Origin of the sequence: Micromonospora musae (genome assembly GCF_003626635.1) — a bacterium.
GTDB lineage: Bacteria > Actinomycetota > Actinomycetes > Mycobacteriales > Micromonosporaceae > Micromonospora > Micromonospora musae.
Genome location: NZ_RAZT01000009.1, coordinates 246,179 through 267,425, shown reverse-complemented (window position 1 = coordinate 267,425; position 21,247 = coordinate 246,179). Strand labels below are relative to the sequence as shown.

Below are 21,247 nucleotides of genomic sequence, written 5' to 3'. Positions count from 1 at the left end.
CTGGCCGGGTAGGTTTGCCCGCCAGTGATTCGGCGAGGGCCGAACCACCTCGGGGCGGGAAGGAGCCGGGTCATCGCGATCACCCTGCGGTTCGGCCCCGCCGACCTGATCCGCTGCCGCTTCGCCCTCTCCCCCGTGCTGGAGACGATCCAGGCGATCCGGCTGACCACGCCCGAGGACGTCCCCGGGCACCACCGGGGCTTCCTGCACTCGGTCCGGCGTCAGCTCACCGCGCTGGACCTGCGGCCGGTGACGCTGCTGCAGCCCCGCCGCGGGTACAGCCCGGACTTCCTCTCCCCGCCCCCGACCGTCCCACTGCCGCGCTTCGCCGACGAGCTGGCGTGCATCGAGGCGACCCCGCTCGACCGGGTACGACAGGAGGTGGCCCGGTCGCTGCGCGACACCCGCGGCGCCGCCCGCACCGACGTCGGCCGGCGGCTGCTGGCCGACCCCGCCGAGGCGCTGCACCTACTCTCCGGGGTGATCCGGGACGTCTGGCAGCAGGTGATCGAGCCGGTGTGGCCGAGGGTTCGTGCGCTGCTCGACGCCGACGTGGCGTACCAGAGCCGCCGGATGGCCGAGGGCGGGCTGGCCCGGCTCTTCGCCGAACTGCACCCGCAGCTGCGCTGGCACGACAACGTACTCACCCGCGAGCGCGGCGACGACGAGCACCGCGAGCTGACCGGCGAGGGCCTGCTGCTGATGCCCAGCGCCTTCAAGTGGGACCAGGTGCTGGTCATCCTCGACGAGCCCTGGCAGCCGACCGTGATCTATCCGGCGCGCGGGCTGGCCACCCTCTGGCAGGCGACCGGCACACCGGAGCTGGCGGCGCTGGCGCGGCTCGTCGGCCGTACCCGCGCCACACTGCTCGCCGGGCTCACCGAGCCCGCCACGACCACGGTGCTCGCACACCGGCACGCGCTCGCGGCCGGCACGGTCTCCGAGCACCTGGGCGTGCTGCGCGACGCGGGTCTGCTGGTCGGTGAGCGGCACCGCCACGAGGTCCGTTACCGCCGGACGCCGCTGGGTGCCGCCCTGCTCCACCGGAGCGCGTGACGGTGGGGTTCAGTCATTGAGCAGGTGGGAGATGCGGGCCGGCTCGGCGAGGACGGCCTCGGCATCTTGACTGTCGGCGAGCCGGGCTGGTGGTTCCGGTCACCCGGCGCGCCACATCGGCGCGCTCCGGTTGACCGTCCGGACCACGATGTTCGGGTCCGCGAGGGCGCTGGCGAACCTGCGGCTCGCCGCCACCGCGAGGGGACCGAGCGTCGGATGGCCGAGCACGGCGTGGCTGGCCTGGAGCCCGATCTCGGCCAGCTCCCGGCGGCCGAGCTCGATCGGACGGCCGCGCCGCTCGACCATCGCCCTCCGCACGCGCCCGTGCAGCTCGGCCCGCTCGTCAGTGACCCGCCGCATCACCTCGACCGACCAGCTCCACCGCTGCACGAGGACGAACAGGTCGCTGCGGTGCGGAGGCTGGTCCGCGAAGAGCATCTCCTGGTGGCACACCGTCAAGGCCGCGATCGGATCGCCTCCGTCCAGGAGCAGCCGCGCCAGCAAGCCCGCCACGATCGGCATCGGCAGGTCGTTACCCGTGCTGCGGGTGTCCCACAGCCGCGCCAACCGCGCCCGCGCCGCGTCGACATCACCCTCGGCGTAGCAGACGACGGCCAGGAACTCCTCGGCGACTAGGTCCGCCGTTCCGGCCGCCTCCTCCCGGCGACACAGCTCCTCGGCAGCGGACACCAGCTCGACCAGGGGCGCACGGCCGGCGACGAGCCGCGCGACCAGCTCCCGCTGCGCTTGAATCTCCACCGTCGACGCATTGGCGGCGGGTGGCGGCATCAGCGCCAGCAGCTCCGCCAGCAGCGCCCATTCCCGAGCCGCGGCCCCGGCGAGCAGGGCCCGGCGCAGTGCCGCCGCCGTGAGGTCGTCGGCCGGCCCGATGTTCGCGACCCGGGTACGGGTGACGTCGGCGAAGACCGCCAGCGCCTCGGTCCAGTAGCCGGCGCGGGCCAGTTCGAGCCCGAACTCCTCGGAGAGCCGGGTGCCCCGCTGCGCGATCGCCGACCGGGCGGCGAGTCGGCCCTGCAGCCGGCCGTGCCGGAAGCGGTATCCGCCAGCGCCGTAGCGCAGTAGCCCGACCGCCTCCGCGTACGACAGGAAGGAGAGCAGCTGCAACGGCGTACGGCGACGGAGGGCGAGCACCCCGCGAGCTACGGCGAACCGTACCCACGCCCCACGGCCGTGGCTGAGCAGCCACCGTCCCAGACCGAGCCCCACCCCGGCGTAGAGGAGCGTCGGCAACGGTGGCATCCCGGAGAGCACACCGGTCAGCCGCAGCGCCGCCATCAGCACGAGGACCTGTAGCACGGAGCCGGCGACCGCCGGCACCGTCGCGGCGATGGTGGCCGCCCGGTCGGCGCGGACTGTCTCGTCCGGCCGGGCCGCGGCGAGATCGTCGACCGGTGCCGCGACGTCGACCCGCAGCGCCGAGCGAACGGCGTTGTAGGCGCAGACGACGACGGCCAGCACCACCCCGGCCTGGGTAGGCACGGACCACGGCGGTAGTCCGGGCACCCGCTCCAGCACCGCCACCAGCTGCGGGGTGGGTGGGAGCGGCCACAACAGCGCCCAGGTCAGCAGAGATCCCGAGGCCGCTCCGCGGGCCAGGCCGTCCCGCATCCCCATCGCAAGCGCACGCGGGCCACCGGTGAACGCCACCCGGACCGGCGGGACGCTGCCGCCGCCGCGGCGCAGCAGCGCGAAGGCCGCCACCAGCACGACGGCCGCCGCGGTGAGCACGTCTGGGCGGCGTGCGGTCCATTCGAGCAGGTCCGCGACCCACCGCTCGTCGACCAGCGCCGCGGTGCCGGTGAGCGCGTCGCGGGCCAACGCCACGGCCAGCCACACCGCCAGTCCGGCGCGGAGGCCGTCGACGAGTCCCCAGAAGGGTCGGGGCAGCGCGGCGGGCAGCTCCCACCAGCGGAACTCCCGCAGGTCCAGCGACTCGAGGTGGGCGGCGAGGTAGGAGAGGTAGGCACGGGCCCGCGCGGGCGCCCACCGGCGCAGGCCCTGCCCGCCGCGTCGGGACCGGAGGGCCGCGTCGACCGCCCGGGTCAGGAGCTGGTCCTCGACCGAGCGTCGGCCACGCTCACGGGCGAGGGGTACGAGGTCCTGCGGGTCGGTTCCGGGGGCGTCGAACGCGCTGCGGGCCATCGCGACCATCAGTGGGGTGGAGAGCGCCCCGGCCAGCTCCGGGTCGTCGTCGAGGGTGCCCGCGACCGTGGACCAGTTGTCGACCTGGTGGTAGGGGGCCGCGTCGACGAGGTAGTCGGCCACCTCGGCGGGCGCCGGTGGTTCGAGGATCACGACGGCGGTGCCGCGCAGCTTCTCCCCCTGGCTCAGGTAACGCTCGTACACGGAGGTGCGGCAGGTGAGGACGAAGCGCTGCGTCGGCAGCGCGTTGAGCTCCTCCAGACAGGCGATCAGCCGGTCCTCGGGCACCTCGTCCAGGCCGTCCAGCACCGGAACGACCAGGTCGGTCTCGACGAGGTCGCGCAGCACGGCGTCCCGCCGGGGACTGTCCGCCGCTAGCTGCGGGTACCGCCGCCCGATGCGGTCGACGAGCCAGTCGTGGAACGGCAGCCGATCGGGATCCCACGAGTCGGCCGACAACACCACGGGCACCGGCGCGTCCGGCTCGCGATGCACGGGCGACTCACGGGCCATCCGCAGCGCGATGATCGACTTTCCGGAGCCGGCGGGGCCGAGCAGCAGCAGCCGCCCCGACGGGACACGACGGTAGTGACTCCACAGCGTCCCGTCCCGGCCGGCGAGGTCCAGCAGCCCGGCGTCGCTTGACCGGCCGATGGATCGCCAGGAGGGCTGGAGCCGTTCGGGGGCGTTGCGCCAGCGCACCGGCAGCGGGTAGGGCTCGTCGACGGTACGCAGCAACGCGTCGTCGGCCGGGTCGCGGCGGACCAGCTCGGCGAGTTCGTCGGCGAGGGCCTGCCGGTGCGCGGCGACGGCCACCGGAGTGGCCGGTCGGGTAAGGAAGATCTGGTCGAGTACGACGTAGACGGCGATGACCCCGGCGACGACGCCCCACGCCCAATTGACCTTCTCGAAGTCGTACCGCGTCCAGACCCAGGCCGTGCCGGCCGCCGAAAGCCCGGCGACGACGCCCAGCAGTCCCCACTTCCACACCTGACGCCGCACCGAACGATTGTGATCGAACCGGCCGTGCCGGGACAGCCCCGCCCCGGCGCGCAACTTCAGGGAAGTTGCGGCCTCCAGGGCGGTGGAGGGGACAACTTCCCTGAGGTAGTGCGGATCATGAGCACGGCCGGTCCGAGGCGGCGCGGTCAGCGGGGGGTGTCACGGCGGCGGAAGGCGGCTGCGCCGGTCGTCAGCAGGGCCGCCGCCACGGCGACGAGGACCAGCAGCGGCAGCGCCGTCGGGTCGACTGCTGGCGCGGCGGGCACGTGGGTGTACGGCGAGAGGTCGAGCGCGCCCTGCGGCAGCTCCAGCACCGCGCCCAGCTGCCCGAGCAGCAGGAAGACCATGAGCGCCGCCCAGGAGAGCGCCACCGACCAGCGGGGCAGCAGTCCGAAGAGGGCGGTCACCACCCCGGCGACGACGAGCAGGGCCGGCAGGCGCAGCGCGGCGGCGCCGCAAAGCGCGAGCGCCTTCCCCACCGGGTCGCCGTCGACCAGGCCGTAGCCGATCCCGGTGGTGATTCCGCCGAGGAGCAGCAGCGCGGTCGCGCCGAGCAGCGCCGCGGCCACCTGCGTGCCGAGCCAGCGGCCGCGGCTCACGGCGGTGGCGAGGACGGCCTCCAGCACCCCGTCGGCCTCGTCGGCGCGTACCCGGAGCAGGGCCTGCACGACGTACGCGCCGATCGCCAGCGCGTAGAGCCCGAGCATGGCGGCGAGGTACGCGTCGACCAGTTCGGCGCCGCCGCCCATCGCGGCGATCGCCTCGGCGGCGGCCGGGTTCTCGGCGATCATGGCGTTGAACTCGTCGGCGGCGACGCCCATCGAGATGCCGAGCACGCCCACACCGATCGCCCAGCCGAGCAGCGTGCCGCGTTGCAGCCGCCAGGCCAGCCCGGCGGGGCTGAGCAGCCACGTCGCGGCGCGCCCCGGTCCGCGGCGGGCGGCGAGCAGGCCGGCGCCGAGGTCCCGTCGCTGCGCCAGCGCGTACGCGAGCGCCACGGCGGCGATCAGCAGCGCGACCGGCAGGGCGAGCGTCCACCACCGCTCGCCGGTGTAGGCCCGTACCTGGTTGCCCCACCCCATCGGACTCAGCCAGGACGGCCAGGCGCTCTCCACCCGGGTGCCGTCGGCGCTCTGCTCACCGAAGACGTCGCCGGCGGCGCGGAGCAGGAAGGAGAGGCCGACGGCCGCGGCGGCGAGCGCGTTGGCGCCCCGGGAGGTGACGGTGAGCTGGGCGGTGACGGCGGCGACGCCGGTGAACGCCACTCCCACGCCGCCGATCGCGGCGGCCGCGGCGACCGATCCGGCCAGCGGCAGCCCGGCGCCGGCGAAGACGACCGCGAGGAGAGCGGCGGCGAGCAGGTTCACCCCGACGACGACCAGCAGGGCGGCGGTGAGCAGCGCGTACCGGCCGACCACGGAGGCGCCGAGCAGCTCGGCCCGGCCGGTCTCCTCGTTCTGCCGGGTGTGCCGGACGACCGCGAAGGTGCTCAGCAGCGCGACGAGGACGGCCAGCGTCGCGTACGTCTCGGCGACCACCACCGCGCCGAGGTCGGTGCCGGCGATGGGGCCGTTGAAGGCGCGGGCGACCAGGCTGGACGCCGAGGTGGTGGCGTAGCCGTGCCGGGCCGCCTCGTCGGGGTAGACACCGGCGACGCTGGCGGCGAGGGCGTAGCCGAGCAGGGGGGTGCCGAAGATCCAGATGCCGAGCCGGATCCGGTCGCGGCGCAGCGCGAGTCGGGTGAGCCGCCCAGTGCCGGTGAAGGCGCTCACCGCAGCGCCGCCGGGGTCTCGGTGGCGCGCTGTTCGGCGACCCGGCTTCCCTCGGCGCCGTAGTGGCGCAGGAAGAGCTGCTCCAGGGTGGGCGGGGCGCTGCTCAGCGCGCGCACGCCGAAGCGGACGAGGTGACCGAGCAGCTCGTCGAGGTGGGCCGGCTCGACCTCCAGGTGGGTGCGCCCGTCGGCCTCCCGTACGGAGTGCACGCCGGGCAGCTCGGCGAGGCCGGTGAGCGGCCGGGCGGTCTCCACGGTGACCGCGGTGCGGGTGAGGTGGCGCAGCTCGGTGAGGGTGCCGGATTCGACGGTGCGCCCCTCGCGGATGATGCTGACCCGGTCGCAGAGCGCCTCGACCTCGGCGAGCACGTGGCTGGAGAGCAGCACCGTGCCGCCCACGCTGCGGATGCGCCGGACCTGGTCCTGGAAGACCGACTCCATGAGGGGGTCGAGGCCGGAGGTCGGCTCGTCGAGCACGTAGAGCTCCACGTCGGAGGCGAAGGCGGCGACGATGGCGACCTTCTGCCGGTTGCCCTTGGAGTAGGTGCGGCAGGTGCGGGTCGGGTCGAGGTCGAAGCGCTCCAGCAGCTCGTCGCGGCGGTGCCGGTCGAGCCCGCCGCGCAGCTTGCCGAGCAGGTCGATGGCCTCTCCGCCGGTGAGGTTGGGCCAGAGGCTCACGTCGCCGGGCACGTACGCCAGCCGGCGGTGCAGGCGTACCGCGTCGCGCCACGGGTCGGCGTCGAGCACCCGCGCCTCGCCGGCATCGCGGCGGAGCAGACCGAGCAGGATGCGGATGGTGGTGGACTTGCCGGCGCCGTTGGGGCCGAGGAAGCCGTGCACCTCCCCCGCCTCGACCCGCAGGTCGAGTTCGTCGAGCGCGCGAACCGCGCCGAACGTCTTGACCAGTTTGTCGATCGCGATGACGGCCATGGCCCCTCCCGGCGGATGACACCTCGACGTCCTCACTGTACTGACCGACGGTCAGCCGGATCAACGGGCTTCCGCCCGTCGGTCAGAAGGGCGACTACGCTGGCGGGATGACCGCCGAGCCCGTGGACGACACCCGGTCCCGGATCCTGCGCGCCGCGCTCGACCTCTTCGCCGAGCACGGTTACCAGCGCACCTCGCTCCGGCAGATCGGTGAGCGGCTGCGGCTGACCAAGGCCGCCATCCTCTACCACTTCCCCGCCAAGGAGAACCTGCTCGCCGCCCTGGTCGAGCCGCTGCTCGGCGACCTGGAGGGGCTGCTCGACGCGGCGGAGGGGCTGCCGACCGAGCGGGCCCGTGCGGTGGTGTTGGAGGGCTGGGTGGACACGATGCTCGCCCACCGCCGCCCCCTCGGCATGCTCTTCCACGACATCGCCCTGATCACCCGGGGTGACACCTACCACCGGCTGATGCGGATCGCCATGCGGGCCAACGACCTGATCGCCGGTCCGCAGGCCGGACGCCGGGAGCGGGTGCGGGCGGTGCAGGCGGTCGCCATGTGCAGCGACCCGGTCGTCTTCTTCGCCGACGTTCCCGACGAGGTGCTCCGCGCCGACATGCTCGACGGGGTGCGTCACCTGCTGACGGCGACAGTGGACACCGGACTCTCCGCCGGCGTGACGGCCGGGCAGCCGAAGCGGAGCGGGCGAGCCGCGCCGTCGGTGATCGGCGCGGCCCGGGTGGGCGTCGACCACGGCGGGGCCGGGCCGCGACGGCGGCCGGGCCGACCCCGCGCCCTCGATCGCGAGCAGGTCGAGACGGCGCGGCGGATGTACGCCGCCGGGGACCACTCGGTGGACGCGATAGCGGCCGCGTTGAACGTCTCCCGGGCCACCGTCTACCGCCACCTGGCACCGGCCGGCGAGAGTAACGAGACGATTTAGCGACAGTTTCGAGACGGTTCCGCGACGGAGCGGCCGTCACCGTCGTGCGGCTCCACCACGGTGCCGACGTGCGCGAAGACGTCGGCCAGGCGGGCGAGGTCGACGCCCTCGAAGTGGTCGAGGAACCGTCGGCGCACGGCGGCGAGGTGGCTCGGCCAGGACTCGGTGAGCCGGGCGAAGCCGGCGTCGGTGAGCACGGCGTTCCAGCCGCGGGCGTCCTCCAGGCTGCGGACCCGGCGCACCAGGCCCTGCGTCTCCAGCCGGGTGATGGTGCGGGTCATCCCGCTCAGCGAGAGGTGGCAGGCGAACGCGAGCTCGCTCATCCGTAGCTGCCGTTCGGGCGCCTCGGAGAGGCGCATCAGGGCCGTGTACTCGGTGAGCGGCAGCTGCCGGTCGCACACCATGTCGGCGTCGATGGCCCGGGGCAGCAGGTACATCACCCGGAACAGGGTGCGGACCAGGGCCTCCTCGTCGCGGTCGAGGGGCTTGCGCGGTTCGCCGGAGACGCCGGACATGCCGCCCATCCTAGTTCCGGCGGCGGAGCGCCCCGCCGGGGGCGCTGTGACGGCGGCCACGGCCCCGGTGTTTGCTTGACCAATCAACATCTGTCTAGCGTGTGGTGGCGTCAGGCAACGACTTCGGGAAGGCACCACCCGCATGACCAGGATCGGCATCATCCTCGGCAGCACCCGCCCCGGCCGCAACGGCGAGGCCGTCGCCCACTGGGTCCTCGAGCACGCCAAGCAGCGCACGGACGCGCAGTTCGAGCTGATCGACCTGCTCGACCACCCGCTGCCACACCTCGACGAGACCAACCTGCCCTCGTTCGGCCAGTACACGCAGCCGCACACCAAGAGCTGGGCCAAGACCATCGGGTCGTACGACGGGTTCGTGATGGTCACCCCGGAGTACAACCACTCCACCTCGGGTGCGCTGAAGAACGCGATCGACTACCTCTTCGCCGAGTGGAACAACAAGGCCGTCGGCTTCGTCAGCTACGGCTCCGCCGGTGGCGCCCGGGCCGTCGAGCACCTGCGTCTCATCGCCGGCGAGCTCATGATGGCCGACGTACGGGCCCAGGTGGCGCTCTCGTTCGTCAACGACTTCGAGAACTACAGCGTCTTCAAGCCGAGCCCGTCCCACGAGCCCACCCTGAACACCATGCTCGACCAGGTCGTCGCCTGGAGCAGCGCGCTGGCGCACCTGCGCGGGAACTGAATTCACACACGGCACGAGGACGGCCGCGGGAACCTCCGCGGCCGTCCTCGTGCCGTGTCCGGAGGGGGTCAGGCGGCCAGCGCGGCGTAGCGGCCGTCGCGTTCGATCAGGCCGTCGTGGGTGCCGCACTCGACGATCCGGCCGTGGTCGAGCACCGCGATCTGGTCGGCGCCGCGGACGGTGGAGAGCCGGTGCGCGATCGTGATCGTGGTACGCCCCCTGGCCAGCTCGTCGAAGGCCCGCTGCACGGCCCGTTCCGTCTCGGTGTCCAGTGCGCTGGTGGCCTCGTCGAGGATCAGCACCCGGGGGTCGCGCAGCAGGGTGCGGGCGATCGCCAGCCGCTGCTTCTCGCCGCCGGAGAAGCGGTGGCCCCGGGAGCCGACGACCGTGTCGTACCCGTCGGGCAGGTTCGCGATCAGGTCGTGGATCTGCGCGGCGCGGGCCGCCGCCTCGATCTCCGCGTCGGTGGCGTCCGGCCGGGCGTAGCGCAGGTTCTCCCGCACGGTGGTGTGCAGCAGGTAGGTCTCCTGGCTCACCACGCCGACGACCGCGGCCAGGTCGGCCAGGCGCAGGTCACGCAGGTCGGTCCCGTCGACGGTGATCCGTCCGCTCGTCGGGTCGTGCAGCCGGCTGACCAGGGCGGCGAGGGTGCTCTTGCCCGAGCCGGTCTCCCCGACCAGGGCGAGTCCGGTGCCGGCGGGCACGTCGAGGGTGACCCCCGCGACCGCCGCGGTGTCGCTGCCCGGGTAGCTGTAGGTGACGTCCTCCAGGCGCAGGTGTCCGCGCACCCGGCGCGGGTCGACCGGCGCCGGCTCGACCGGCTCGGCCACCTCGACCGGGAGGTCCAGGTACTCGAAGATCCGGGCGAAGAGCGCCAGCGACGAGGTGAGTGAGACGCCCACGTTGAGCAGCATCATCAGCGGTCGGAACAGGCCGTTCTGCAACGTGGTGAAGGCGACCAGGGTGCCGATGCTCAGGGTGCCGGCGGCGCCCGGCAGGCCGGCGCCGAGGTAGATGAGCGCGGGAACGGCGGCGAAGACGATGCTCATCGAGGCCATCCGCCAGCGTCCGGCCAGCTCGCTGCGCAGCTCCAGGTCGACCAGGCGGGCCGAGGAGGCGGTGAAGCGCTCGACCAGTGCCGGGGCGGTGCCGAGGGTCTTGGCGAGCTGAACCCCGCTGACCGAGAGGCTCTCCTCGACGGTGACGTTGAGGTCGGCGAGTTCCCGCTGGCGTCGGGCGGTGATCTCCCGGCGGAGTCGGGCGACCCGGCGGGTGAGCCAGATGGCCGGCGGGAGGATGAGCAGCGAGACGAGCGACAGCCGCCAGGAGAGCGCGACCATGGCGGCGACCGTGGCGACCACGGTGGTCAGGTTCGACGCGATCGAGGTGGCGGTGGAGGTGACCACCGACTGCATGCCGCCGATGTCGTTGGTGATCCGCGACTGCACCTCGCCGGTGCGGGTGCGGGTGAAGAAGTTCAGCGACTGGCGCTGCAGGTGGGTGAAGACGTCGGTGCGCAGGCGGTGCATGACCTCCTGCCCGACCCGGGTGGAGATCCAGGTCTGCACCACCCCGAGCACGGCGGTGACGGCGGCGACCCCGACCATGCCGAGAACCAGCCAGGCCAGCAGGGGCAGGTCGCGCCCCGGCAGGGCCTGGTCGATCACGTGCCGGAGCAGGAACGGCGAGGCCATCGCGAGGACCGAGGAGGCCACGATGATCGTGGTGACCACGGCGAGGGCGGCCCGGTGCGGGCGGAAGAGCCCGGCGATGCGCCGCAGCGACACCTGCCGGGCCTGCGCCTTCTCCGACGGGCTGACGGTACGGGGGCCGCGGTCGCGGCCGAGGGGGTTGGGCTCCAAAAGCGGGCACCTTCCGATCGAATTTTACTGAGGTTGCCTCATCATGAGGGAACAACCGTACATCCTGCTACCGTATTCCGCGTGATCGAGGTCGACGGCGACGACGACAGCCTGGCCGAGGCGTTCTGGAAGGTGGCGCGGCTGCTGCGGCACCGCACCCGGGACGCCCTCGCCCCGTGGGAGGTCAGCCCGAGCCAGGCGCGCGCGCTCGGCGTCCTGGCCCGGCACGGCGTACTGCGACCCGGCGCGCTCGCCGAACACCTGCGCATCGCGGCCCGCTCCGCCACCGAGGTGGTCGACGACCTCCAGCGACGCGGGCTGGTCGAGCGCCGCCCCGACCCGAACGACCGGCGGGCGACCCTGGTCGCGCTCACCCCCGAGGGGGTACGCACGAGCAGCGGAATCCGGGCCAGCCGCCAGGCCGAGGCGGAGCGGTTGTTCGCCGAACTCACCCCCGGCGACCGTGCGGAGCTCGCCCGCATCCTGCGTACGCTGCACGGCTGACCGGCCGGCGCGGAGCCGGCCCCGGACCACGCGGCCCGACCCGCCGTGCCCCCGGAACGGCCCGGCCCGGCCCGCCCGGGTTTGGCCACCGGAACGCCGGGTAGCCGAGCCCGTCCGATCGACGGGACCGGCGGGTGACGGGAGGGCCTCGTGGTACGCCTGCTCAGCGGTGCGACCGGCGGCCGGCGCTGATGTGCGGCATCGCCGGGGAGGCCCGGCTCGACGGGTCGACGCCGGACGTCGCGGCGGTGACCCGGATGACCGAGCTCATGCGCTCCCGGGGCCCGGACGGCGAGGGGCTCTGGACCGACGGTTGGGTGGCCCTCGGGCACCGGCGGCTCACCATCATCGACCTCTCCGAGGCCGGCGGCCAACCGATGGTCCGCGAGGACCTCGGGCTCGGGCTGGTCTTCAACGGCTGCGTCTACAACTACCCCGAGCTGCGCGAGGAGCTGAGCAACGCCGGCTACTCGTTCCACTCCACCAGCGACACCGAGGTGATCCTGGTGGCGTACGCCCACTGGGGTGAACGCTTCGTCGACCACCTGGTCGGCATGTTCGCCTTCGGCCTGGTGGACCGGGCGCGGCGGCGACTGGTGCTGGTCCGCGACCGCCTCGGGGTGAAACCGCTCTACCTCGCCGAGACGCCCGGCCGGCTACGGTTCGCCTCCAGCCTGCCGGCGCTGCTCGCCGCCGGCGACGTGGACACCGGCATCGACCCGGTGGCGCTGCACCACTACCTCTCCTGGCACTCGATCGTGCCCGCGCCCCGGACCATCCTGCGTGGCGTCCGCAAGCTGCCACCGGCCACCCTGCGGATCGTGGAGGCTGACGGGAGCAGCCGGGACGAGGTGTACTGGCAGCCGGACTACGTGCGGGAACCGGCCGACGCGGCCATGGGGGCCCGGGACTGGCAGGACGCCGTCGGGGAGGCGCTGCGCACCGCCGTCCGCCGACGGCTCGTCGCCGACGTCCCGGTCGGTGTGCTCCTCTCCGGCGGCCTGGACTCCAGCCTGATCGTGGCGCTGCTCGCCGAGGCAGGCCAGCGGCACCTGCGGACGTTCAGCATCGGCTTCGACAGCCGGGGCGACGAGTCCGGGGACGAGTTCCACTACTCCGACCTGGTGGCGCGCGACTTCGACACCGACCACCAGCGCATCCGGCTCACCGACGACGACCTCGTCCCCGCCGTACGCCGCAGCGTGCTCGCCATGACCGAGCCGATGGGCAGCCACGACGTGGTCGCCTTCCACCTGCTCTCCGAACAGGTGGCCCAGCACGTGAAGGTGGCCCAGTCCGGGCAGGGCGCGGACGAGGTGTTCGCCGGCTACGCCTACCACCAGCCGCTGGCGCGGGTGCCCCGGGAGGGCGCCGCCGACGAGTTCGCGGCGGCGTTCTTCGACCGGGACCACGCCGAGCTGAACCAGGTGGTCGGGCCGGCGTACGCGCTGGACCGGGACGCCAGCCGGGACCTGCTCGACGCGCACCTGGCGGCGCCCGGGGCGCAGACGGCGGTCGACGCGGTGCTGCGGCTGGACACCCACCTGATGCTCCCCGACGATCCGGTCAAGCGGGTCGACAGCATGAGCATGGCCTGGGGCCTCGAGGTGCGTACCCCCTTCCTCGACCAGGACCTGGTCACCCTCGCCGCGCACTGCCCACCGGAGCAGAAGCTGGCCGGGGGCGGCAAGGGGGTGCTCAAGGAGGTGGCCCGGGAGGTGCTGCCGGCCGAGGTGGTCGACCGGCCGAAGGGCTACTTCCCGGTGCCCGCCCTGCGCAACGTGGACGGCGCCGTACGCGAGCTGGTGGTCGAGGCGTTGCAGTCGCCGGTCGCCCGGGAGCGGGCCCTGTTCCGGCCCGAGTACGTGGCGCACCTGCTCGCCGAGCCGGACCGGGCGGCCGCGGCGGCGGGCAGCAACAAGCTCTGGCAGCTCGGCCTGCTGGAGCTCTGGCTCCAGTCCCACGGCGTCACCTGATCGTGGCCGGGGCGAGGCCGGTCGGGGTCAGCCGGCGGTGGTCCAGGCGGCCAGCTCGGCGAGGACGGCGCGCAGGTCGCCGGTCTCGTCGAGGATCCGCCGCTGCCGGGTCGCACCGGTGCCCTCCCCGCGCAGCCGGGTCAGCTGATCCAGCACGTACCCCAGGTCGCCGTGGCGCAGCAGCGCCGGGGAGACCGTGGCGAAGAGCTCGTCGGCCAGCTCCCACGCCGGCCGGGCGCCACCGCGTCGCAGGTCGATGAGGGTGCCGTCCATCCCCTCGTGGGCGGCCCGCCAGTGCGCCGCGGAGACCAGGCAGTCGCGGACGGGCGACGCCGGCACCCCGGCGCGCACCTCGTCGACGAGCGTCGCGACGAGGGCGCGCAGCAACGCGGCGACGAGCACGGTGTCGTCGACCGTCGGGCAGACGTCCCCGACCCGGATCTCCACAGTCGGGTACGCGGCCGACGGCCGGGCGTACCAGTAGACCATCGCCGCGTCGAGCATGACGCCCGCGGCGATCAACTCCTCGACCGTGCGGTCGTAGTCGGCAGCCGAGTCGAAGTAGGGGGTGGGGCCGAGGCTCGGCCAGCGCTCCAGCTGCATCGAACGCCAGCTGGCGTGCCCGGTGTCGGCGCCGTCGTGCAGCGGCGAGTTGGTGGCGATCGCGTGCACCACGGGCAGCCAGGGGCGCAGGTGGTTGCAGACCTGGATGGCCAGGTCACGGTCCGGCACCCCGACGTGCACGTGGCATCCGCAGACCGCCGGGTCGTGTGCCACCGGCCCGTACCGGCGGGACATGGCGTGGTAGCGCGGTTTGTCCGGCACCGTCCGATGTGGCTCGTGCATCGGGGTCGCGCCCACTGCGACCAGCCGGGCGCCCGCCGACTCGGCCGCCTGAGCGGCGGAGCGTCGCAGTGCCACCAGGTGCGCCCGCAGCTCGGTCAGGTCGACGCTGACCGGGGTGACCATCTCCACCATGCTGTGCCGGAACTCCTGCCGGCTCTGGTCGCGGGCCGCCCCGCGCAGCCCGGTCAGCACCCGCTGGGCGACCGGCAGGTTCTCCCCGGTCCGCGGGTCCAGCAGCAGGAACTCCTCCTCCACCCCGATGGTCAGCGTGGTGAGGTCGGGCACCGCGGTGGCGATCGTCGGACGGTACGTCATGCGTTCGGCGTCCGTTTCGTCAGGCGACGCGCCGGGCGTCGCACTACCGGCCGCCTCCGCGTTCCCGCCGCCGGGGTCGGCAAACGCTCGCGGCCCGGCCGGAGGAGTCCGGCCGGGCCCGTCGGGCGAGCAGTCGGTGCTACGGGTACGCGGTCAGGTACACCTGCTGGTTGGCGGTGTTCGCGGTGCCCCCGGTGTTGTTGATCACGCGGTTGATGGTGCCGACCCCGCCGAGGGAGACGGTCACCAGGTTGGTGAACCGTACGTTCGGATTGGTCGGCGCCTCGAAGGCGCGTTCGGCGACGACCGCGGGGTTGACGTTGAAGTAGCAGTAGCTGCCCATGCCCCAGCCCTGGTGGCTGGTCACCCCGTCGCCCACCTTGTACGCGGCGTAGCCCCGGGTCGAGCCGTTCATGAAGGCGGCCTGGTTCGGCGGGTCGTACGGCATCTCGTTCTGATAGAAGTACGTCCGCCCGCCGTTGCCGTTCCAGACGGTCTGGTACCTCTGGTAGTGCTCGACGAAGAGGCCGTACATGGTGACGTTGTCGCCGTTGACGGTCAGCCCGGTGTCGGCGGTGTTCAGCGTCCACCCGGTCGGTACGCCGGAGGCCGCGTGGTCGGCCCGCCACAACCACATGTGGTCGCCGATCACGTTGTCGCTGTTGACGGTGAGCGTGTTGGTGGCCTTGCCGACGTGCGGCCCGCCGATGCGGAAGAACACGTCGTGCAGCGAGGTCGGGTTCGCCGCGTGGCTGGCCGACGAGCCGGCCGGGCCGACCTCCATGAGCACGGGCGAGTTCGTGGTGCCCGCCTCGAACATGATGCCGGCGACCTTCACACCGTCCACGTCGGCCACCCGCATGGCCACGGTGCCGTTGTCCGCCTGGATGGTGGCGAGGCCGAGACCGAGGATCACCGTGTCGGCGCGGTTGACCTGGATCGGCTCGGTGACGTGGTGCACGCCCGGGGTGAAGAGCAGGTGTTTGCCCTGGGCGAGCGCCGCGTTGATGGTGGCCGCGCCGGTGCCGGGCTGGACGACGAAGAACTGCGACAGCGAGATGGACGAGCCGGCCGGGGTCTTGCCGTACCAGCTGGTGCCGGTGGTGTTGCTGCGCAGTGCCGGTACGAAGACCCGGTACTCGCCGGTGCCGTCGACGTAGAGGAAGGGCTTCTCCCGCACCACCGGGGTCTGCGGGATGACGGTGTGCGACGGGTTCGGGAAGTGCGGCGGCGGTGCGCCGGCGACGCCCTGGAAGACCATGTTCCAGACCGAGCCGGTCCAGCCGTTTCCGAACTCGCTGTTGCGCGAGTACCACTGCTGCTGGGAGCCGGAGACGACGAGGCCGTCGATCCGGGTGTCGGCCATCAGGCCGCCGCTGGACCAGCCGTCACCGCCGTTCCAGAGCTGGATCTGGTTCTGCCCGCCGCGCAGGTGCATCCGGCGGTACGGGGCCGCCTGCGAGACCGCCCACCGCTCCACCGTCACGCCGGCGGGCAGGGTCACCGAGAGGTTCTCGGCGGCGCGCCAGAAGTTCTGGGTGGCGTTTCCGTTCATCCAGAACGCCTCGACCCGGACGTGGCCGTTGAGGTTCACGTCGTCCGGGCTCATCCCCAGGCCGGCGACCTGGGTGAAGAAGCCGAGGTTGACGTCGGCCGTGTAGGTGCCCGGCTTGAACAGCACCGCGTACCGCTGCGGGCCGAACTGGTTCTCCTCCTGCTGGTCGAAGAGGGTGTTCAACCGACTCTGGATGGTGCCGGTCGGGGTGCTGGGGTCGAAGACGAAGGTGTTAGGCCCGAAGTTCGGGTTGCGCGGATCGGTCGGCGGGATCGACGGGTCGCCGCCCCCGCCGGTGGTGTTGACCTGCAGCTCCCAGAGCGAGTAGCCGTACGCGGTGCCCCGGGCGGTCCCGTACATCCGCAGGTAGCGGCCGCTGCCGTTGACGGTCAGGCTCTGCGTGCCGCCGGTGCCCGTGGTGGTGCTGTAGACGGTGGTCCAGGCGTTGCCGTCGGCCGAGGTCTGGAGCTGGAAGGACCGGGCGTACGCGGCCTCCCAGGTCAGCACGACCCTGCAGATCGTCTGGGTGCCGCCCAGGTCCACCCGCAGCCACTGGGGGTCGCTCGCGGCGCTGGCCCACCGGGTTCCGCCGTCGCCGTCGACCGCCGCGGAGGCGGGCAGGGCGGCGTTCTCGGTGGAGGAGGCGGTGGCCGGTCGGCCCTGCGCGGCGTTGGCGCTGCCGCAGGTCGGTGTGGTGCCGCCGGTCTCGCCGTAGACCTGGAACTCCCAGAGCGAGTAGCCGTAGGCGCTGCCCCGGGCGGTGCCGTACATCCGCACGTAGCGGCCGGCGCCGGTCACGGTGATGTTCTGGGTGCCGCCGGCGCCGGTGGTGGTGCTGTGGACGGTGGTCCAGGTGCCGCCGTCGTCGGAGGTCTGGAGTTGGAACGCGCGGGCGTAGGCGCCCTCCCAGACCAGGGTCACCTGGCTGATCGTGGCCCGGGTGCCGAGGTCGACCTGGAGCCACTGCGGATCGCTGAACGCGCTGGACCAGCGGGTGCCGGTGTTGCCGTCGACCGCCGCGGCCGCCGGGGTGCCGGCGTTCTCGGTGGACGAGGCGGTGGCGGGGCGGCCCTGCGACAGCAGGGTGGGGGCGGCCTGCGCGGGTGGTGCGACGCCCGCCGGGCTGAGCGCCGCGACCAGCGCCACGGCGAGCCCGATGAGCGCGCGCCGCCGCCAGCGGGAAGCTGGCACGGATAAAACACGAGATGTCATGACGTTCCCTGTCGGTAGAGGGCTGCGGACGCCGGGCAGACGGGAAGGGACCGGTACGACCGCCGGCGCCGGGGTGATGCCGCCGAGGCGGCGCCGGGGGGTCGAGAGAGCGCTCTCGATGGAGTGTTACGGGGGCGTCGCGACGACGTCAAGACATCGATCTATAACACTGTTATTTATCCCGAAGGTCGTTTATGGACGATGCGCCACCCCCGGGAGACGGCACGCGGCCGGCGGGGGATGGCGCGCGGCCGGCGGGAGACGGCGCCCCGGCCGGCGGGAGCGGGTAGTGCCCTTCGGTGGCTTTAGAGCTGATGTCGCGAACGAGTCGACCCAACGACGCACGAAGGCCACGGCACCAAGCAGGGGAACCCCACTACCCCACCTCCCCCCGCCCCGACCCGCCCCGTCCCGCCTCCGGCTCCGACTCCGGGCCTCCGGGCCTCCGGGCCTCCGGGCCTCCGGGCCTCCGGGCCTCCGGGCCTCCGGGCCTCCGGGCCTCCGGGCCTCCGGGCCTCCGGGCTTCCGGGCTTCCGGGCTTCCGGGCTTCCGGGCTTCCGGGCTTCCGGGCTTCCGGCGATGATCATGAAGTTAGCGGGGGTCGGGAAGATCAAAATCCGCGTTAACCTCATGATCGACGGGCTGAGGCGTGGGCAGAGAGTTCGGTTCATGTCGGTGTCGACCGGGCTCGGCCGCACCGTTTCACGGTGATCGTCGGCGGTTCGGCAGGTCGCGTGGCGGCGGGTCGACGCGCCCGGGCGTCACCGCGGGGCTTCGTCCCGGGCGGGCGTGACGATCGGGGCGACCACCCATGGCACGCATCCTTGGCGCGGCCTCGGCTTCCCGGGGCTCCGGCGCCCGATGTCGCTGTTGACTCAGCTCCAAAGCGTCGGCGCGACCTTACCTAGACTGGTGAGTGGCGCGCCCGACGACGCCGACGAAAGCGTCACCGGCATCGGCACGACCTCGCGTCAACCAGCGACCGGCAGATGGCAGACAGCAGACGGAAAACGGCAGACGGCAGACGCAAGCAGCGACGTCACCAGCGTCGGCACGACCTCACGCCAACCTGCGACCTGCGACGACCCTGGCAGGAGCGACGGCCGACGACCGACATCCGACGACCGGCGAGCGGCGACGACGCGGGCAGAGGCGACGCGGGTCGGGGGCGACGCGGGTCGGGGGCGACGCGGGCGGGGGCGTCAGCGGCGTACGCCTCCGTCGGCGAGGAAGCGGGCGACCGGGAGCGTCGCGGCGCCGAGAGCGACCGCGTCCACACCCAGCCGGCACAGCTCGATCGAGGCCTGTTCGTACGGCTGGCGCAGCGCCTGACGGCCGGCGGCCTCGCGTACGGCCGGCAGCAGATCGCCGAGCGCCATCGCCGCCCAGCCGCCCAGCACGACCCGCTCCGGATTGAACAGGTTGATCAGGTTGGCGACGCCGGCGCCGAGGTAGGCGGCCGTCTCGTCGAGCACCCGGCGTGCTGTCGCGTCACTGGCCGCCGCGTCGAGCAGCGCGTTGAGCTGGGACTCCTCATCTTCACCCGGCACCGGGCGGCCACCGCGCGCCTCGCGGTAGCGGTCGATGATCGCCTCCGCGCCGACGTACGCCTCGAGACAGCCGCGGGCGCCGCAGCGGCAGGGCCGCCCGCCGTACACCAGCGTGGTGTGACCCCACTCCCCCGCGCTGCTGGAGGCGCCGCGGTAGGTCGCGCCGCCGGCCACCACGGCCGCGCCGACACCGGAGCCGACCAGGGCGAAGACGGCGTGCCGTGCGCCCTTGCCGGCGCCGAACCACATCTCGGCCTGGCCGAGCGTCTTCGCCCCGTTGTCGATGTGCAACGGCAGGTCGGTGCCGGCGGCGATCAGCTGCTCGAGCGGTACCCGGTCCCAGCCGAGCGCCTGGGCGTGCACCACGGCGTGCTCGCCCTGCGAGACCACGCCGGAGACGCCGATGCCGACGCCGAGCACGTCCGCGGGGCGGACCCCGGCGGCGCCGGTCACCGCGTCGATCCCGGCGAGCACGTGGCCGGCCACCTCCGCGGGCTCGGTCCGGGCCGGGTCGAGCGGGTACTCGGCGCTGGCCAGCAGGGTCATGGCGAAGTCGAACAACTCGACGCGCACCCGGGTCTCACCGACGTCCACCCCGACGAGGAACGCGAACCGGCTGGCGATCCGGAGCAGCATGCTGGGCCGGCCGCCGTCGGACTCGGCGGCGCCCGCCTCGGCCACGAGCCCCTCCTCGATGAGGTCGCTGACCACGTTGCTCACCGCCGGCTGACTCAGGCCGGTGCTGCGCACCAGATCCTGCCGGGTCAGTGGCCCGTCGAGGAAGAGCTTGGTCAGCAGGGAACCCCGGTTGCGCAGTCGCACGCTCCGGTTGGTGGCTCTCGCCAGCTCCACTCGGCACCTCGATCCCGTCGGTCGTCCGGAGCGACTGTACGGCTCCCCGTGCTTGACGACCCCACCAGCAGACACTTTAATGACGACATAATTTAAGCCTTGATGTAACCCCCCTACCCCCACCACTGCATCGGAAGGGCTGATCGTGTCCACGAGACGTCAACTCGGGATACTTACCGCCGCCGTCCTGGCGGCCGCTTCGCTGACCGCCTGCGGCGGCTCCGGCGACGACGCCGGCGGTTCCGGCAAGACCCTCACCTACTGGGCCAGCAACCAGGGCGCCAGCATCGAGGCCGACAAGGCCATCCTCCAGCCGGAGCTGGACAAGTTCGAGAAGCAGACCGGCATCAAGGTCAACCTTGAGGTCGTGCCCTGGTCGGACCTGCTCAACCGGCTGCTCGCCGCCGCCACCTCGGGTCAGGGCCCGGACGTGGTGAACATCGGCAACACCTGGTCGGCGTCGTTGCAGGCCACCGGCGCGCTCGTCGAGTTCGACGACGCGACGCTGCAGGCCGTCGGCGGCAAGGACCGCTTCGTCCCGGCCGCGCTGGCCGCCGCCGGCGCACCCGGCAAGCCGCCGGCCGCCGTGCCGCTCTACAGCCTGGCGTACGCGCTGTACTACAACAAGAAGGCGTTCGCCGACGCCGGCATCACCGCCCCGCCGACCACCTGGGAGCAGCTCGCCGAGTACGGCAAGAAGCTCACCACCGGCGGCAAGTGGGGGCTCGCGATCGAGGGCGCCAACCCGAACGAGAACGCCCACCACGCCTTCGCCTTCGGCCAGCAGTACGGCGGCGAGTGGTTCGACTCGTCCGGCAAGCCGACGTTCGACACCCCGCAGAACGTCTCGGCGGTGAAGCGGTACGTCGACTTCATGGCGACCGACAAGATCACCAACCCGAGCAACGCCGAGTACGCGCAAAACCAGTCGGTCTCCGACTTCGCCAACGGCAAGGCGGCGATGCTGCTCTGGCAGGCCGCCGGGTCGAACCTGAAGACCCAGAACATGGCCCCCGACGCGTACGGGATCGCACCGGTGCCCTTCCTGGCCAGCCCGCCCGCGGGCGGCAAGAAGGTCAACAGCATGGTCGCCGGCATCAACATGGCGGTCTTCAAGCACACCAAGAACAAGGACGCGTCGCTGAACTTCGTGAAGTTCATGACCAGCGACGAGGAGCAGACGCTGCTCAACAAGACGTACGGCTCGCTGCCCGCGGTGAAGACCGTCGGCACCGATCCGGCGTTCAGCGCCCCGGAGCAGAAGGTGCTCCAGGAGACGCTCTCCACCTCGGCGGCCCCGCTGCCGCAGGTGCCTGACGAGAGCACCTTCGAGACGCTGGTCGGCACCGCCATCAAGGAGCTGTTCGCCGACGCGGCCAGCGGCCGCCCGGTCACCGAGGACTCGGTGAAGAAGAAGCTGAGCGACGCGCAGCAGAAGATGCGCTGACCCCGGCGTCACAGGTGGCCGTGGTGGGGCGCCCCACCGGCCCTGCC

Annotated in this window: 14 protein-coding genes; 6 read left to right on the top strand and 8 right to left on the bottom strand. The window is 72.9% G+C overall.

Features of this window, described 5'->3' with window-relative positions:
- Positions 1–24: 24 nt before the first annotated feature.
- The gene (locus tag D7044_RS19555) at positions 25–1,056 is read left to right on the top strand and encodes an ArsR/SmtB family transcription factor (RefSeq protein WP_233565047.1); all 1,032 of its coding nucleotides are present in this window, start codon (positions 25–27) and stop codon (positions 1,054–1,056) included.
- A gap of 99 nt (positions 1,057–1,155) precedes the next feature.
- On the opposite strand, the gene D7044_RS19550 is transcribed toward D7044_RS19555, so the two are convergent.
- The 3 genes from D7044_RS19550 to D7044_RS19540 form a co-directional block, all read right to left on the bottom strand.
- On the bottom strand, positions 1,156–4,221 hold the full coding sequence (locus D7044_RS19550; protein ID WP_147434690.1) for an NACHT domain-containing protein: 3,066 nt from the start codon (positions 4,219–4,221) through the stop codon (positions 1,156–1,158).
- A 146-nt stretch (positions 4,222–4,367) separates the two neighbouring features.
- On the bottom strand, positions 4,368–5,993 hold the full coding sequence (locus D7044_RS19545) for an ABC transporter permease (RefSeq protein ID WP_120689781.1): 1,626 nt from the start codon (positions 5,991–5,993) through the stop codon (positions 4,368–4,370).
- Entirely contained in the window at positions 5,990–6,922 is a 933-nt protein-coding gene (locus D7044_RS19540; RefSeq protein ID WP_120689780.1) for an ABC transporter ATP-binding protein, read from the bottom strand. Before D7044_RS19540 ends, D7044_RS19545 begins: the two co-directional genes overlap by 4 nt.
- Before the next feature lie 107 nt (positions 6,923–7,029).
- Here D7044_RS19540 and D7044_RS19535 point away from each other — a divergent pair, with 107 nt between their 5' ends.
- On the top strand, positions 7,030–7,863 hold the full coding sequence (locus D7044_RS19535; RefSeq protein WP_120675125.1) for a TetR family transcriptional regulator: 834 nt from the start codon (positions 7,030–7,032) through the stop codon (positions 7,861–7,863).
- On the opposite strand, the gene D7044_RS19530 is transcribed toward D7044_RS19535, so the two are convergent.
- Positions 7,860–8,378 carry a MarR family winged helix-turn-helix transcriptional regulator gene (locus D7044_RS19530; protein WP_120675124.1) on the bottom strand — a complete coding sequence of 173 codons (519 nt, stop codon included), beginning with the start codon at positions 8,376–8,378 and terminating at the stop codon, positions 7,860–7,862. The genes D7044_RS19535 and D7044_RS19530 overlap by 4 nt on opposite strands.
- Positions 8,379–8,520: 142 nt before the next feature.
- Here D7044_RS19530 and D7044_RS19525 point away from each other — a divergent pair, with 142 nt between their 5' ends.
- The gene (locus tag D7044_RS19525; protein ID WP_120675122.1) at positions 8,521–9,081 is read left to right on the top strand and encodes an NADPH-dependent FMN reductase; all 561 of its coding nucleotides are present in this window, start codon (positions 8,521–8,523) and stop codon (positions 9,079–9,081) included.
- Between the two features lie 68 nt (positions 9,082–9,149).
- Here D7044_RS19525 and D7044_RS19520 read toward each other — a convergent pair whose 3' ends face one another.
- Positions 9,150–10,943: an ABC transporter ATP-binding protein gene (locus D7044_RS19520; protein WP_120689779.1), complete on the bottom strand. Its 1,794-nt coding sequence runs from the start codon at positions 10,941–10,943 to the stop codon at positions 9,150–9,152.
- An 81-nt stretch (positions 10,944–11,024) separates the two neighbouring features.
- On the opposite strand from D7044_RS19520, the gene D7044_RS19515 reads away from it, so the two are divergent.
- Together D7044_RS19515 and D7044_RS19510 are read left to right on the top strand one after the other, a co-directional pair.
- Positions 11,025–11,447: a MarR family winged helix-turn-helix transcriptional regulator gene (locus tag D7044_RS19515; RefSeq protein ID WP_233563001.1), complete on the top strand. Its 423-nt coding sequence runs from the start codon at positions 11,025–11,027 to the stop codon at positions 11,445–11,447.
- Positions 11,448–11,638: 191 nt separating this feature from the next.
- The gene (locus D7044_RS19510; RefSeq protein WP_120689778.1) at positions 11,639–13,423 is read left to right on the top strand and encodes an N-acetylglutaminylglutamine amidotransferase; all 1,785 of its coding nucleotides are present in this window, start codon (positions 11,639–11,641) and stop codon (positions 13,421–13,423) included.
- Between the two features lie 27 nt (positions 13,424–13,450).
- Here D7044_RS19510 and D7044_RS19505 read toward each other — a convergent pair whose 3' ends face one another.
- From D7044_RS19505 to D7044_RS19495, 3 genes are all read right to left on the bottom strand, one after another.
- Positions 13,451–14,584, bottom strand: a complete 1,134-nt coding sequence (locus tag D7044_RS19505; RefSeq protein WP_120689777.1) for a carboxylate-amine ligase — start codon at positions 14,582–14,584, stop codon at positions 13,451–13,453.
- A 139-nt stretch (positions 14,585–14,723) separates the two neighbouring features.
- On the bottom strand, positions 14,724–17,351 hold the full coding sequence (locus tag D7044_RS19500) for a discoidin domain-containing protein (RefSeq protein WP_120689776.1): 2,628 nt from the start codon (positions 17,349–17,351) through the stop codon (positions 14,724–14,726).
- 1,202 nt (positions 17,352–18,553) lie between these two features.
- Positions 18,554–19,753, bottom strand: coding sequence for an ROK family transcriptional regulator (locus D7044_RS19495; RefSeq protein WP_120675113.1), 1,200 nt, complete (start codon positions 19,751–19,753; stop codon positions 18,554–18,556).
- Between the two features lie 145 nt (positions 19,754–19,898).
- Between D7044_RS19495 and D7044_RS19490 the strand changes: the two genes are divergently transcribed.
- Entirely contained in the window at positions 19,899–21,200 is a 1,302-nt protein-coding gene (locus tag D7044_RS19490) for an ABC transporter substrate-binding protein (RefSeq protein WP_120689775.1), read from the top strand.
- Positions 21,201–21,247: the final 47 nt, after the last annotated feature.

Coding starts and splice junctions, on each gene's coding strand:
- D7044_RS19530 (WP_120675124.1), bottom strand. CDS start 8,378: ATGTCCGGCGTCTCCGGCGAACCGCGCAAGCCCCTCGACCGCGACGAG.
- D7044_RS19525 (WP_120675122.1), top strand. CDS start 8,521: ATGACCAGGATCGGCATCATCCTCGGCAGCACCCGCCCCGGCCGCAAC.
- D7044_RS19535 (WP_120675125.1), top strand. CDS start 7,030: ATGACCGCCGAGCCCGTGGACGACACCCGGTCCCGGATCCTGCGCGCC.
- D7044_RS19510 (WP_120689778.1), top strand. CDS start 11,639: ATGTGCGGCATCGCCGGGGAGGCCCGGCTCGACGGGTCGACGCCGGAC.
- D7044_RS19540 (WP_120689780.1), bottom strand. CDS start 6,922: ATGGCCGTCATCGCGATCGACAAACTGGTCAAGACGTTCGGCGCGGTT.
- D7044_RS19500 (WP_120689776.1), bottom strand. CDS start 17,351: ATGACATCTCGTGTTTTATCCGTGCCAGCTTCCCGCTGGCGGCGGCGC.
- D7044_RS19505 (WP_120689777.1), bottom strand. CDS start 14,584: ATGACGTACCGTCCGACGATCGCCACCGCGGTGCCCGACCTCACCACG.